Annotated in this window: 10 protein-coding genes; 3 read left to right on the forward strand and 7 right to left on the reverse strand. The window is 72.3% G+C overall.

From position 1 onward, the window contains the following. Positions 1–14 precede the first annotated feature (14 nt). On the reverse strand, positions 15–3,095 hold the full coding sequence (locus HS041_RS13085; RefSeq protein ID WP_196440964.1) for an AfsR/SARP family transcriptional regulator: 3,081 nt from the start codon (positions 3,093–3,095) through the stop codon (positions 15–17). A gap of 279 nt (positions 3,096–3,374) precedes the next feature. On the opposite strand from HS041_RS13085, the gene HS041_RS13090 reads away from it, so the two are divergent. Together HS041_RS13090 and HS041_RS13095 are read left to right on the forward strand one after the other, a co-directional pair. Then, entirely contained in the window at positions 3,375–4,763 is a 1,389-nt protein-coding gene (locus HS041_RS13090) for a CHAP domain-containing protein (RefSeq protein WP_196440965.1), read from the forward strand. A gap of 146 nt (positions 4,764–4,909) precedes the next feature. Next, the gene (locus HS041_RS13095; RefSeq protein ID WP_196440966.1) at positions 4,910–6,364 is read left to right on the forward strand and encodes an FG-GAP repeat domain-containing protein; all 1,455 of its coding nucleotides are present in this window, start codon (positions 4,910–4,912) and stop codon (positions 6,362–6,364) included. Between the two features lie 134 nt (positions 6,365–6,498). Here HS041_RS13095 and HS041_RS13100 read toward each other — a convergent pair whose 3' ends face one another. The 4 genes from HS041_RS13100 to glnII all read right to left on the reverse strand — a co-directional run bounded on the left by HS041_RS13100 (position 6,499) and on the right by glnII (position 11,107). Continuing rightward, positions 6,499–6,747, reverse strand: a complete 249-nt coding sequence (locus HS041_RS13100) for an SCO4226 family nickel-binding protein (protein WP_196440967.1) — start codon at positions 6,745–6,747, stop codon at positions 6,499–6,501. A 130-nt stretch (positions 6,748–6,877) separates the two neighbouring features. Beyond that, positions 6,878–8,296, reverse strand: coding sequence for an ATP-binding protein (locus tag HS041_RS13105; RefSeq protein WP_196440968.1), 1,419 nt, complete (start codon positions 8,294–8,296; stop codon positions 6,878–6,880). Further along, on the reverse strand, positions 8,293–9,957 hold the full coding sequence (locus HS041_RS13110; protein ID WP_196440969.1) for an NAD(P)/FAD-dependent oxidoreductase: 1,665 nt from the start codon (positions 9,955–9,957) through the stop codon (positions 8,293–8,295). Before HS041_RS13110 ends, HS041_RS13105 begins: the two co-directional genes overlap by 4 nt. A 130-nt stretch (positions 9,958–10,087) precedes the next feature. After that, positions 10,088–11,107: a glutamine synthetase gene (gene glnII / locus HS041_RS13115; RefSeq protein WP_196440970.1), complete on the reverse strand. Its 1,020-nt coding sequence runs from the start codon at positions 11,105–11,107 to the stop codon at positions 10,088–10,090. Positions 11,108–11,336: 229 nt separating this feature from the next. Between glnII and HS041_RS13120 the strand changes: the two genes are divergently transcribed. Beyond that, entirely contained in the window at positions 11,337–12,011 is a 675-nt protein-coding gene (locus HS041_RS13120; RefSeq protein ID WP_196440971.1) for a ThuA domain-containing protein, read from the forward strand. A 303-nt stretch (positions 12,012–12,314) separates the two neighbouring features. Here the strand turns inward: HS041_RS13120 and HS041_RS13125 are convergent, their stop codons facing one another. Beyond that, positions 12,315–12,965, reverse strand: coding sequence for a MerR family transcriptional regulator (locus tag HS041_RS13125; protein ID WP_196440972.1), 651 nt, complete (start codon positions 12,963–12,965; stop codon positions 12,315–12,317). Between the two features lie 82 nt (positions 12,966–13,047). Further along, complete coding sequence (locus tag HS041_RS13130) at positions 13,048–14,826, reverse strand: non-ribosomal peptide synthetase (protein ID WP_196440973.1); 1,779 nt, start codon at positions 14,824–14,826, stop codon at positions 13,048–13,050. Positions 14,827–14,828 lie beyond the last annotated feature (2 nt).

Consider the following 14,828-nt stretch of genomic DNA (forward strand, 5'->3'; position numbering starts at 1 on the left):
CGAGTGGGCGCGCATCACTCCAGGCCGGACAGCTCGCCGTACTCGCGGACCCCGAATTCGGCGAAGACGGCGAGGGCCTCGGAGCGGAGGGTCCGGGCGGTCCGCGCCTCGCCGGCCGCCTCGTGGACGGCGGCCAGATCCCGCACCGTGCGGGCGCGGAACAGCGGCAGCTCCAGCGCCTCCCACAGCTCGACGGACCGGTGCAGCCAGGTCAGCGCCGGGCCGTACCGGCCGCAGGCCAGATGCAGCTCCCCGATCGTGCGCTGGATGAGCGCCGTGCCGAACCTGTCGCGGTGCTGCTCGCACACTCTCAGCGCCTCCATGAGGCCGGGCAGGACCGAGGGACCGCGTCCGAGCCGGATGCGGGTCTTGGCGAGCGACTGGACGGCGTAGGCCGTCATCAGCGTGTCACCCGCCTCCTCCAGCAGGACGACCGCCTGCTCGCACAACGCCTCCGCCGGGACGAGGTCGCCCGAGGCGCGGTGGACCAGCCCGGCCGAGCGCAGGGTCAGGCCCTCGCCCCGCTTGCTGCCCAGCCTGCGGTACGCGCCCAGCGCCTCCTCCAGCAGGGACCGCGCGCCCCCGAAGTCGCCCTGTTCGAGCAGCACCGCCCCCGCCAGCCGGTTGACGTAGCCGATGCCGGCGTCGTCGCCGAGCTCCAGGAAGGTCGCGCCCGCCTCCCGAAGACGGGCCGAGGCCCGGGCCAGGTCGCCCTGCTCCCGGCAGGCGACGCCGATGCCGGCGACCGCCACCGCCTCCCCGTGGACGTCGCCGCCCTCGCGCAGCGGCGGCAGGGCCTGGCGGAAGAACACCTGCGCCTCCGGGTAGCGGTCCTGCCTGCACCGCAACTGCCCGAGTCCCACCAGCAGGGTGGCCTCGCCCAGGACGTTCCCGGTCCGCCGCGCGGCCTCCAGCGCCGCCTCGTGGGTGCGCCGCCACTCCTCGAAGCGGGTGTCCACCGAGAACGACGACGAGCACAGCGCGGCGGCCACCTCGCAGGTCACCTCGCTGAGGTCCATCGCGGCGGCCCGTTCCACGGCGACGACGAGCGCCGGGGCCTCCGCGGCGAACCACGCGGTCATGTCACGGGCCGCCCGGCCGGGGGGCGCGGAGCCGGCGGGCCTGGCCGTGGTGTAACCGCGGCGCAGCGAGAGGGCGCCCGAGGGGCTGGCCGCGGACGCCTGCATGATCAGCCACAGCCACCCGCCCAGCGCCCGGGTCACCGCCGCCGCCCGTTCCGCGACGGGCTCCTCCGCCTCCGCGCGCTCGGCCGCGTACACGCGCAGCAGGTCGTGCAGCCGGTAGCGGCCCTGACCCGCGACGTCGACGGTGACGTGGTCGATGAGCTGGGCGTCCATCAGCCGCTCGACGACCTCCTCCCCGTCCTCCTCCGGTACGTCCAGAAGCGCGCCGACGACCCACGACGCGAAGTCGGGCACGCCCAGCAGCCCGAGCCGGCGGAACGCCGTCTTGGCGACCTCGTCGAGCCCCTGGTAGCTCAGCGCCACGCTCGCCCGCACCTCCAGGTCGCCCGCGGTGAGCTCGTCGAGGCGGCGGCGCTCGTCGGTCAGGCGGGTGGCGAGCGTCGTGAGCGGCCAGTGCGGGCGCGCGGCCAGCCGCGCGCCCGCCGTACGGAGCGCCAGCGGCAGGTGGCCGCAGAGCCGGACGATCCGCTCGGCGGCCTCGTGCTCGGTGTGGACGCGCTCGGGCCCGGCGATGCGAGCCAGGAGATCGACGGAGGCCTCGGCGCCGAGGACGTCCAGATCGCTCAGCCGGGTCCCGTCCAGCCCGGCCAGTCTCGGGCGCGCCGTGACCAGGGCCGCGCAGGTCCGGCTGCCCGGAAGCAGGGGGCGGACCTGCTGCTCGGCGCCCGCGTCGTCGAGGACGACGAGCACCCGGCGCTCGGCCAGCGCGCTCCGGTAGGCGTCGATTCGCTCCTGGAGCGTGTCGGGGATCGCTCCGGGCGGCACCCCGAGAGCCCGCAGGAACCGCCCGAGCACCTCCAGAGGGGGCGCGGGCGAGCCGGTGACGCCGCGCAGGTCCGCGTACAGCCGCCCGTCGGGGTACGCCGCGGCGACCTGGTGCGCGACCCTCACCGCGAGGGTGGACTTGCCCACCCCGCCCTTGCCGGAGATGACGCACACCGTCATGGCGTCGCCGGGCGCGGTCAGGGCGGCGGACAGCTCGCCGAGCTGCTTGTCGCGTCCGGTGAAGTCGGCGATGTCCCGCGGGAGCTGGTTGGGGACGTGGACGGCCGGCTCGGCGGGCGGGGCGGGAGCCGGGGGGAGGGCGGACGCGGGCGGGCGCCGCGGTGAGGCGACCGGGGCCGGCCTCACCGGCGGAACCGGCGTGGCCAGCGACGGATCCGCCCGCAGCATCGCCTCGTACAGGCTCCGCAGCTCCGCACAGGGATCGACGCCCAGCTCGTCGGCGAGCGTCCGCCTCCCCTCGTGGTAGACGCCTATCGCGTCCGCCTGGCGGCCCAGCTTGTACAGGGCCTTCATGAGGTGCGCGCGGAGCCGCTCGCGCGTGGGGTGGTTCCTCACCAGCTCGGCCAGCTCGGCGACGGTCTCGGCCTCCCTGCCGAGCGCCAGCTCGGCCCCGACCCGCTCCTCGAGGACCGACAGCCGGATCTCCTCCAGCCGCTCCGCCTCGCCGCGCAGCGCGTTGCCGATCCCGCCGAGGGCGCTTCCCCTCCACAACGCCAGCGCCTCGCGCAGCTCGGCGGCGGCGGATTCGTGATCGTCGTCGGCGGCGTGGCGGCGGCCGGCCGCGACCGTCCGCTCGAACACCTCCACATCCAGCTGCCCGGAGCGGACCCGGGCCGCGTAACCGGGCAGCCGCGTCTCGATCAGGTGCTCCTCACCGGCCGAGGCGAACTCTCTGCGCAATCCGTACACATAGGTCTGGATGAGCGCGTGCGCACTGGCCGGAGGCTCCTTCTCCCAGAGGACGTCCACCAGACGTCCGACGGAGACCACCCTGCCCGCGCCCAGCAGCAGAGTGGCCAGCAGGGCTCGCGGCTTCGGGCCTCCCAGCGCGAGGCGCCGCTCTCCCTGCCACGCCTCAACCGGACCGAGCAGGCGAAGTTCCAACAATCCTCCCCGTATGGCCGTAAACGACCATGCAAGGCAGTCATAGCACCTCGACGTCGTGGACGGAACCTCTTCGGCGGCGTCCGGAATCGACCGGCCGCGGTGTCTCCGGATGCACCGCCCGGATCCGTCATCCGGCCGCCTTCCCGGCCGCCGCGGCTCTCAGGCGCGGCTCTCGAACGCCTACAGGCGGACCTGGAGCGTTGTTGCAGAGATCTTGGAGCAGCCGGGGCCAGCCTTTCTCGCAGAGTCCGGCACACCCTGGAGAAAGGACCGGCCATGTTCGAGCCGAACATCCCTCCCGCGAAGGCGGAGAACCGCTCACGCTTCTTCCGCCGCTTCGGCGCGGGGCTGACCGCCACGGCATTCCTGGGTGCCGGAGCGGTCGCAGGCGGCGGCACGCCCGCCATGGCGGCAGGCGTGTCCCGCGCCGCCATCGTCTCCGTCGCGCAGGGCCAGCTCGCCAACGGCTCACGCAACCATGAGCAGCCGATGGGCAGCGGGTGCAACTACTACACCGGATATTTCCGGACCTGGAAACCCGCGGGGGGATGCCCCTCCTCGGACGGGGTGCAGTGGCGCAACAGCGACTGGTGCGCCGACTTCGTCAAGTACGTGTGGAAGAACGCCGGCGTGCCCCACGCCGAAGTCCCCGAGGGCAGCGGCGGCGTCCTGACCGGATGGGCGAGTTCCTTCAGGGACTACGGCACCAGGCACGGCACCTGGCACACCCGCGCCAGCGGCTACACCCCCCAGCCCGGCGACGCCGTCGTCTTCGACTGGAACAACAACGGCGAGATCGACCACGTCGGAATGGTCAAGTCCGCCGACGGCAGCACCGTTCACACCATCGAGGGCAACAGCGGCGACCGCATCAGGGAGAAGAGCTACTCCCGGGGGGACGGCGACATCGTGGGGTACTCGGCCCCGGTGGGAGCGGGCTCGGGCTCGCCTGATCTGGGGGTGTTGAACTTCCATCTGTCCGACAGCCAGACCTCGAACGTGGAGACCCGGCCGGTGATCAACTACGGCAACAGTCCGATGATCCCGATCCGGGGCGACTGGGACGGCGACGGCAAGGACACCGTCAGCGCCTACGACCCGCGCAGCGGCCGGTTCTACATCAGCAACAACCCGGCCAGCGGCCAGCACGAGTACGCCTTCATGTACGGCAACCCCAACGCGGTGCCGCTGGTGGGCGACTGGGACGGCGACGGCAAGGACAACGTGGGAGTGCGCATGGGGATCACCTTCTACCTGCGCACCAGCCCGGTGACCTCCGGAACCGAGACCACGCAGTCGGTGGCCTACGGCGACGGCCCGATGATCCCGGCGGTGGGGGACTGGGACGGCGACGGCAAGGACACCGTCAGCGCCTACGACCCGCGCAGCGGCCGGTTCTACATCAGCAACAACCCGGCCAGCGGCCAGCACGAGTACGCCTTCATGTACGGCAACCCCAACGCGGTGCCGCTGGTGGGCGACTGGGACGGCGACGGCAAGGACAACGTGGGAGTGCGCATGGGCAACACCTTCTACCTGCGCACCAGCCCGGTGACCACCGGGACCGAGACCACGCACGCGGTGGCCTACGGCGACGGAACGGACCTGCCGATCACCGGCGACTGGGACGGCGACGGCAAAGCCAGCCAGGGCGTCGTCCGCTGACTCCTTCCCCCGCCCGACTGCGGCGCCCCTTTCCGCGGAGCCCGGCGAGCGTGCTCCTCCGCCGGCCCCGCCGGGGCGCCGCTCGGCCGCCCTCACCGCCACTTCCGAACGACGACTTCCCAGTGACGACATCTCAGGAGAACGCCGTGGACACCGACTCCCCCCGCACCTCTTCGACGACCGCCCTCCCCGCCTCCCGACTCCGCCCGCTGATCGTGCTCACCGCGCTGGTCGGCGGCCTCCTGGCCGGCGGCACCGGCACCGCGGCCGCGCAGACCCCGAGCCCGGACCCCACCGCCGGTACGGGCTCGGCGCAGATCCCGAGCCCGGACCCCACCGGCCGCATCCCCGGCCCGGCAGGTCCGCCCGTACCCCCCGAACTCGCGGCGGCGATAGCGTACGCCCAGTGCGTGCCGGGCGGCCCGACCTCCGGTGACACGGCCGTCGCCAACCGGGTACGGCCCCAGATGAACGGCCCGCGGCTGGGCCGTTCGGTCAACGCCTACAACGTCTCGTGTGCCCGGATCATCACCAGCACGACCAAGGGCAGGGGGCTGGACAAGAGAGCGGCGGTGATCGCCGTCACCACCGCGATCACCGAGAGCACCCTGCACAACTACACCCAAGCCGTCGACCACGACAGCCTGGGCCTGTTCCAGCAGCGGCCCTCCCAGGGCTGGGGCACCCCCGCCCAGCTCGTCGACCCGGTGTACGCCACCAACGCGTTCCTCAACGCCATGCTGCGGAAATTCCCCAACAACAGCTGGATGAGCGGCGACATCGGCGCCATCTGCCAGAAGGTACAGGTCTCGGCGGTGCCCAGCGCCTACGCCAGGGAGGTCCACGACGCCCAGCTGCTCGTCGACGCCCTGTGGAGCGGCTCGCCTGATCTGGGGGTGTTGAACTTCCATCTGTCCGACAGCCAGACCTCGAACGTGGAGACCCGGCCGGTGATCAACTACGGCAACAGTCCGATGATCCCGATCCGGGGCGACTGGGACGGCGACGGCAAGGACACCGTCAGCGCCTACGACCCCACCAGCGGCCGGTTCTACATCAGCAACAACCCGGCCAGCGGCCAGCACGAGTACGCCTTCATGTACGGCAACCCCAACGCGGTGCCGCTGGTGGGCGACTGGGACGGCGACGGCAAGGACAACGTGGGAGTGCGCATGGGGATCACCTTCTACCTGCGCACCAGCCCGGTGACCTCCGGAACCGAGACCACGCAGTCGGTGGCCTACGGCGACGGCCCGATGATCCCGGCGGTGGGGGACTGGGACGGCGACGGCAAGGACACCGTCAGCGCCTACGACCCGCGCAGCGGCCGGTTCTACATCAGCAACAACCCGGCCAGCGGCCAGCACGAGTACGCCTTCATGTACGGCAACCCCAACGCGGTGCCGCTGGTGGGCGACTGGGACGGCGACGGCAAGGACAACGTGGGAGTGCGCATGGGCAACACCTTCTACCTGCGCACCAGCCCGGTGACCACCGGGACCGAGACCACGCACGCGGTGGCCTACGGCGACGGAACGGACCTGCCGATCACCGGCGACTGGGACGGCGACGGCAAAGCCAGCCAGGGCGTCGTCCGCTGACCTGCTCTGCGCGGCCTCTGCCCGTGAGCCGAGACCGGTACGGCCTCCGTGTGATCCGCCCGGACCACGCGGAGGCCGTACCCTGTTTCCGCGTCAACGGCGTCAACGGCTCCTGGGAGCCGCGCGCGACCGGGTCAGACGGTCAGCGGCACGGGGTGGATCTCGTCGGCCGGGTGACCGGCCCGCTCGTGGACGCGCTGCACGGCGTCCGCACCGGGAGCCTCCGACAGACAGTAGACGAGGCCCGCCTCCGGGTCCGCCCACGCGTGCTCGAAGGAGACCTGCTCCTCGTCCTGGATCGCGAGGTCGGCGGCGTGCGCCTCGCGAAGCTGCTCCTCGGTGATGCCCGTCATACCGCGATGGACGTCCATGAACTTCGCCACGGCTTCCTCCTGGAACGACTGGACCGGCTGGCATGCCGGAGGTCCCTCTCAGGCTAGTTTCCACATGGACCTTGAAATACCCCAAAACGCCAAAATGAGCCCATACCCCCGCCCGAGGAGCGGAGTGCGGTCAGGCGTCCGGCTGCTCGGTGAGGGGCAGCCGGACCTGGAAGCGGGTGTCGCCGGGGGCGGACTCCACCCGCAGGTCGCCGCCGTGCCGACCGGCCACGATGCGGAAGGAGATGTCCAGGCCCAGACCGGTGCCCTCGCCGACGGCCTTGGTGGTGAAGAACGGCTCGAAGATCCGCTCGCGCAGGTGCTCGGGCACGCCGGGGCCGGTGTCGCAGATCTCGACCAGCCCGGTGGCGCCGTGCTCGAGGCGGGTGCGGACGGTGAGCGTGCCCGTCCCCGCCATCGCGTCCAGCGCGTTGTGGATCAGGTTGGTCCAGACCTGGTTGAGCTCCCCGGCGTAGGCGGGCAGCGGCGGCAGCTCCGGGTCGTAGTCGACGGCCACGCTCACCCCCGGCGGGATCTTGCCGCGGAACATGGCGAGCGTGCTGTCCAGCAGTTCGCGCACGTCCACCGTCTGGTACGGTGCGCGGTCCATCTGGGAGTACTGCTTGGCGGAGGCCAGCAGCGAGGTGATCCGCTCGGTCGCGTCGGCCACCTCGTCCAGCATCTGGGAGATCTCGACCGCCTCGGCCAGCCAGTGCACCGCCGCCGGCAGATGGTCCTCGCCGACCTCGCCCCGGACCCTCTCCAGACTTTCCGGCCTGAAGCCGGCGGCGACGAGCGGGGAGGCGAGCTCCCAGCCGTCGTCGACACCGGCCTCCTCCAGCGCCTCGCCCAGCTCGTCCTCCGCGTCGGAGACCTCCAGCGGGGAACGGGCGGGCGGGCCGGCGGTTCCCTGCGCGCACCGCTCCTCCAGGTCCACCAGCGCGCGCAGCCGGTCGGGCGCGATGCCCGCCCCGGCCAGCTCGGCCAGGCGCCGCCGGGAGGACCTGACCTTCTCCCGCAGCTCGCCCACCGCCCGTACGGCCGCCGCAGCCGGGTTGTTGAGCTCGTGGGTGAGCCCGGCGGTGATCGTGCCGAGGGCGGTCAGCCGCTGCCGCCGGTCGATGAGGTCCCGCTGGGCCAGGCCGCCCAGGCGCACCCCGTCCAGCAGGTGGACCGCCATCGGGAACCACTCGGTCATGATCCGGCCGAACTCCGCGGCGGGCAGCACGAAGAACCGCGAGGGCCGAATCGCGCGGAGCGAGTGGAGGTAGGTCCCGGGCGCGCGGTCGCCGAGGTAGGCGGCGACGGCGCCGGCGTAGACGCCGGCCTGGGAGGTGGGCGCCATCGAGACGACGCCGGAGGGGGTGAGGGTGGACATCACCACCTCGCCCTCGACGAGCACGACGAAGCAGTCGGCCGGGTCGCCCTGCCGCACGACCAGCTCGCCCGCGCCCGCCTCGCGCTCCGCGCCGTGCGCGACCAGCCAGTCGAGCCGGTCCTCCGGCAGTTTCTCGAACAGGAACAGCCCGCGCAGCACGTCCTTGGCGATCATGCCTTCTCCAGGTAGCGGTGGACGAGGGCCACGGCCATCGCCCCCTCGCCGACCGCCGAGGCGACCCGCTTGATCGAGTCGGCCCGGACGTCGCCGGCGGCGAACACGCCCGGCACGCTGGTCTCCAGGTGGTACGGCTGACGGCGGAGCGGCCAGTTGCGGGGCCGGCCCCCGGCGGCGGTCAGGTCGGGTCCGGTCAGCACGAAGCCCTTGGGGTCCCGCTCCACCGCGTCGCCCAGCCAGTCGGTGAGCGGTTCGGCCCCGATGAAGACGAACAGCCGCTCGGCCTCGACCGTGCGCTCGCCCTCCGGGCTCTTCAGGACGAGCCGCTCCAGGTGGCCGCCGCCCTCCGCGCCGACCACCTCGGTCTCGGTGAGCACCTCGATGGTCGGGATCCGCGCGATCTGCTCGATCAGGTAGTGCGACATGGAGCTCTCCAGCCCCTTGCCCCTGACGACGAGGTGGACCTTGCTGGCGTATCCCGACAGGTGGACCGCGCCCTGGCCGGCCGAGTTGGCCGCGCCGACGATGTAGACCTCGCAGCCGCGGCACTCCGGCGCCTCGGTCACCGCGGCGCCGTAGTAGACGCCCGCGCCGATGAACTCGTCCAGGCCGGGGGCGGACAGCCGCCGGTAGGAGACGCCGGTCGCCAGGATCACGGTGTGCGCGGCGATGCTGCCGCCGTCGGCGAAGCCGACCACCCGGGCCTGGCCCCTGACCTCCAGGCTGGTGACGGTCCGGGCGGTGAGCAGCTCGGCGCCGAACTTCAGCGCCTGGCGGCGGGCCCGGTCGGCGAGCTGGGAGCCGGAGACCCCGTCCGGGAAGCCCAGGTAGTTCTCGATGCGGGAGCTCTGCCCGGCCTGCCCGCCGGAGGCGTGCTTCTCCACCAGCACGGTGCGCAGTCCCTCGGAGGCGCCGTAGACCGCCGCGCCCAGCCCGCCCGGGCCGCCGCCGATGACGATCAGGTCGTAGAAGTCGGTGGCGGGGGCGGTGGACAGCCCCACGGCCGAGGCCAGCTCGGCGGTGGCCGGGGCGGTGAGGACGGCGCCCTCCGCGGTGACCACCAGCGGCAGCGCGGCCGGATCGGCGCCGCCGTCCGTCCCGGCGGCGGCCAGCAGCTGCGCCCCCTCGGGGTCCTCGGCCAGCAGCCAGCGGTAGGGGACCTGGTTGCGGGCCAGGAAGTCGCGGACCTCATAGGAGCGGGCCGACCAGCGGGCCCCCACCACCCGCAGTTCGCCGGTTGCCCGGCGGTCGGTGCGCTGCCAGGCGTCGAGCTGGGCGTCGAGCACCGGGTAGAACTTCTCCTCCGGCGGGTCCCAGGGCTTGAGCAGGTAGTGGTCGAGGTCCACGACGTTGATCGCCTGGATCGCCGCGTCGGTGTCGGCGTAGGCGGTCAGCAGCACCCGGCGGGCGTGCGGGTACAGGTCCATGGCCTGCTCCAGGAACTCCACGCCGTTCATCTGGGGCATCCGGTAGTCGGCGAGGATCACCGCGACGTCGTCGCCGCGCAGCCGCATCTCCCGGACGCTCTCCATGCCCTGCGCGGCCGTCTCGGCCCTGACGATCCGGTAGGAGTGCCCGTACCGGCGCCGCAGGTCGCGCGCGATCGAGCGGGAGACGCCCGGATCGTCGTCGACCGTCACGATGACCGGCTTGTCCATGCCTGTTCCCCTCGCACCATGGGCAGATGACCTCCGAAGGATCCCACAACGCATAAGGCCGTGGACGCCCCCGGCAGGGTGTCCACGGCCTCGTGCGCGTCGCGGGCCAGCCGCGCCCGCGAATCACGGATCAGACCTGGCCGGCCTTCTCCAGAGCGGCGCAGCAGGTGTCCACGATGAGACGGGTGACCACGTAGGGGTCGACGTTGGCGTTCGGGCGACGGTCCTCGATGTAGCCCTTCTTCTCGACCTCGACCTGCCACGGGATGCGGACCGAGGCGCCGCGGTCGGAGACGCCGTAGCTGTACTTGTTCCACGGGGCGGTCTCGTGGTGGCCGGTGAGGCGGTCCTCGATGCCGTGGCCGTAGTTCTTGACGTGCTCCAGCGGCTTGTCGCCCTCACCCAGCGCCTCGCAGGCGGTGATGATCGCGTCGTAGCCCTCGCGCATCGCCTTGGTGGAGAAGTTGGTGTGGGCGCCGGCGCCGTTCCAGTCGCCCTTGGCCGGCTTGGGGTCCAGGGTGGCGGCGATGCCGAAGTCCTCGGCGACGCGGTAGAGCAGCCAGCGCGCGACCCACATGTGGTCGGAGACCTCGACCGGGCCGGCCGGGCCGACCTGGAACTCCCACTGACCGGGCATGACCTCGGCGTTGATGCCGGAGATCTTCAGGCCGGCCTCCAGGCACAGGTCGAGGTGCTTCTCGACGACCTCGCGGCCGAAGACCTCGTCGGCGCCGACGCCGCAGTAGTAGCCGCCCTGCGGAGCGGGGAAGCCGCCGATCGGGAAGCCGAGCGGGCGGCCCTCCTTGAAGAAGGTGTACTCCTGCTCGATGCCGAACCAGGAGTCCTGGTCGGCGTACCTGTCGGCCACCTCGGTCAGCAGCGCGCGGGTGTTGCTGGAGTGCGGGGTCATGTCGATGTCCAGGACCTCGCACAGGACCAGGACGTTGGCGCCGCCGCGGATCGGGTCCGGGCAGGTGAAGACCGGCTTGAGCACGCGGTCGGAGGAGTGGCCGTCGGCCTGGTTGGTGCTGGACCCGTCGAAGCCCCAGATCGGGAGCTCGGCGCCGTCGGCGAGGACTCGCGTCTTCGAGCGAAGCTTGGCGGTCGGCTCGGTGCCGTCGATCCAGATGTATTCAGCCTTGAAGGTCATCGCCGGAGTCCTTGGGGAGGGAGTGGTCTGCTGCCACCAAAGAGTCGCAAGTCGCGATTTCGCATCCATTGCCCATATGTGAACGTGATGTTACATAGGTCCGTTTCTCCAGGCAGGAGCGTTACGGGAAGATTTCACAGCCCTGCTCGCACTACTGTGAGCTGCCGTGCCGTGACTGTCCTGTGGCCATACGGTGGCGACCGGCGTGCTTCCGTGTTGAAGTGGAGCCGTGGCCCGAAACCTGATCCTCTCCGGAGGCCTGTTCCACGACTTCCCCGCGACCTCCGCCGCCCTGGCCGGGACCCTGGCCGAGGTCGGGGTGGAGTCCGACATCACCGAGGACATCGCCGGCGGCCTGGCCGACGCGCCCGAATACCAGCTGATCACGATCAACGCCCTGCGCTGGCGGATGCCCCAGCAGCGCTTCGCCGGCGAGCGCGCCCGGTGGCGTTTCGAGCTGCCCGCCGCGGCCCGCACCGCGCTCCTGGACCACCTGGAGCGGGGCGGCGGCCTGCTCTGCATGCACACGGCCCCTGTCTGCTTCGACGACTGGCAGGGCTGGCCCCGGGTGCTGGGGGCGTGCTGGGACTGGTCGAAGTCCCAGCACCCGCCGCTGGGCTGGGCGACCGTGCGGGTCCACGGCGGGCACCCGGTCGTCGACGGCCTGCGCGACTTCGACCTGGTGGACGAGGTCTACAGCGACCTGTCCGTCCTGCCCGACGTGACGCCGCTGGCCTCCTCGATGGGCCAGCCCCTCCTCTGGGCCCGTCCGGTACGGCGCGGCCGGGTCCTCTACGACGCCCTGGGCCACGACACCCGCTCCTACGACAACCCGGTCCACCGCACGATCCTCCAGCGCGCGGCCCTGTGGCTCCTCAAGCGCCCGGTCGGCTTCAGCGAGTAGCCGCGGGGCGGGCCGTCACCCGGGCCAGGTGAGCCCGTAGGCTTTGATGATCTCCTGTGCGCGCCGGAGGAGACGGGGGTCCGCCCTCCCGATCGCCTCCAGGTCGCGCGGGTTGAGGGGGCTCCCCATCCTGGGCGCGGCCTCGTTGATCCGGGCGAGGCTCGTGAGCTGGTGGCCCGGCGCCCGTCCCGGCGTGAGGCCGGTCGGCAGCCGGTGGAGGCCGGCGAGCCCCGTCCTCAGCTCTTCGCGGTTCCGGCCGAGGGCTGACCGGAGTTCCTCGCGGCTCAGTTCGATGCGAGGAGCCTAATCCCCTGATGTCCCTGAAATCCCGAAGATTCTGGCGGAGGCGGACTCCTGGGCCAGGCGGCGCAGGACGTCGAGAGCGCGTCCGTGCACGACCGTGCCGACGACCAGGGCCTCCACCGCCTCCTCGCGGGTGCGGTCGAGCGGGATGACGCCGATCTCGTGCTCGGCCACCAGCTCCATGGCCTTCTCGGCGTAGGGGCGCAGGGCTTCGCCGGTGGCGGGCAGGCCGAGCCGGTCGAGGGTGAGGATGACCTGGGCGAGCTCGTCGCGGGTGGGGGCCTGGGCGTCGACCTGCCAGCCCAGGTCGGCGATCAGCCGGTCGGCCTCGCCCCGGGCCGCGTGCCAGGCCTCGTCGTCGGGGTGCGGCTCGATCTCCGGGGCGATGGCATAGTGGGCCGTGCCGAGCACGTGGTGCATGCTCAGCGTCTCGTCGTCCACGGCCGCGAGCACCTTCCGGATGGCCGCGATGGGCAGCCGGCCCACCTCCAGCAGCGCCCGGATGAGGCGGAGCCGCCGCACGTGGCGCGCGCCGTACTCCGCCCGGGTGGCGGAGGTCTGCTCCCCGGCGGGGAGCAGACCCTCGCGCAGGTAGTACTTGATCGTCGGGATGGGGACGCCCGAGGCGGCGCTGAGCTGGGATATCCGCATTATTGGATAGTACAACTAGCCAATGCCTGAGGTCTTCCGCCGCGCGCAGACGGCAAGCGCGCCGCGATCCGGCCGAGCGGCTTCAGGACCGCCGGCGCTGCCGTCGCAGAGCCGCACGGGTCGCGGGGGCGTCGCTCGGCGCCTCCGCCTCCCCCGCCGTGAGGTGGTGGGCAAGGGAGGCGACGGTGGGATGGGCGTAGAGAGTGGTCAGCGGGACACGCCGGCCCAGGACGCCTTCGAGCCGCTGCTGGACCTTCGCCATGAGCAACGAGTGCCCGCCCTGGTCGAAGAAGGACCGTTGCCAGTCCACCTCCCGCACGTCGAGCACGGCGCCCCAGACGGCCGCGATCTCGGCGGCGCGCCCGGCCTCCGGCGCCGGCAGGTTCACCGCCCGCGCGGGAGCGGGTCCGGGGTGAAGATCCGGGAGGGCGGCCGTGTCGACCTTCCCGGTGGGGGTCAGAGGCAGCGTGTCGACGCCGACGATCTCAGCCGGAACCATGAAGTCGGGCAGCACCTCGGCCAGCCGCTCGCGCAGTCCCGAGGAGTCGCCTCCCAGGACGTAGGCCACGATCTGCGGCTCGCCGCGGACCTCGCGGATGACGACGGCGGCCCGGGGCACCAGCGCGGCCAGCACGGCCTCGATCTCGCCGAGTTCGACGCGGTGGCCGCGGATCTTCACCTGCCGGTCGAGGCGGCCCAGGTAGGCCAGCCGGCCATCGGGAAGCCACCGCCCCAGATCGCCGGTCCGGTAGAAACGCATGCCGTCCGGATCGACGCCGAACCTGGCCTGGTCCCGCTCGGCGGCGCCCAGATAGCCGGCCAGGTACGGGCTGCGGATGACGATCTCACCCTCCGCCGGGTCCGGCCTGAGCTCGATCTCCACGCCGTCCAGGGGCCGCCCGATGGGCACGACTGGCTCGTCGCCCATCTCGGCTGCGGTCAGGTGGTTCTGGGCGACGAAGGAGATCTCGGTGGCCCCGTAGCCGTTGACGAAGACGCCGGAGGCGGGGAAGTGCCGCCGGAAGCGGTCGAGGTCGTGGCGGACGACCTCCTCGCCGCCGAGGACGACGACCCGGACATCCGACAGCACCTCTCCCTCGGAGAGGGAGTCCAGCAGATAGCGGTAGACGGTCGGCGTCGAGTGATAGATCGTGACCTGCCCGTCGACGAGCGCCTCCTTCAGCCGGCCCAAGCCGTGCAGCCGGAGGTCGACGGGCACCACGGCGGCCCCGTTGAGGAGCGCGGAGAAGCCGTCCGTCACCGCCATGTCGTAGCTGAAGGAGGAGACGACGCTGATCCGGTCAGTAGGGCGGATGCGCAGGTTGTTGGTATGCGTCCGGATCTGGAACAACGCCCCCCGATGAGTCTGCACGACCCCCTTGGGGCGCCCCGTGGAGCCCGAGGTGAACAGGATGTACGCCGGGGAGCCCGGATCCACGGCGACGGGCCGGAAACCCGGCGCCGGCGGCACCGAGGTGAGGTCGACGAGGTCGCCGGTGAGCAGGTCCTTGTGCTCGGGCACGGTCACGACCAGCTCCGGCCGGGCCAGCTCGGACATGCTCTCCAGCCGGGCCGGCGGATAGGCCGGGTCGAGCGGCACGTAGGTGGCCCCGGCCGTGAGCGTGCCCAGGATGGCGGCGACCATCCTGGGGCCGTGCCCGACCAGGAGCCCGACCCGGGAGGCGCCGTGCACCGCCGCCGCCACGGCCTGGACCTCCTGCGCGAGCTCGGCGTAGGTGAGCGGGCCCTCCTCGCCGAGCACCGCGGTCCGGTCCGGATGCTCGGCGGCGACGGCCCAGAACCGGGCGGCGATGGACTCCTCGAGCCACTCCGCCCGGAACTCGCGATGCTCGGCGTGCATGG

This window comes from Planomonospora sp. ID67723 (assembly GCF_015711605.1).
Taxonomy (GTDB): Bacteria; Actinomycetota; Actinomycetes; order Streptosporangiales; family Streptosporangiaceae; genus Planomonospora_A.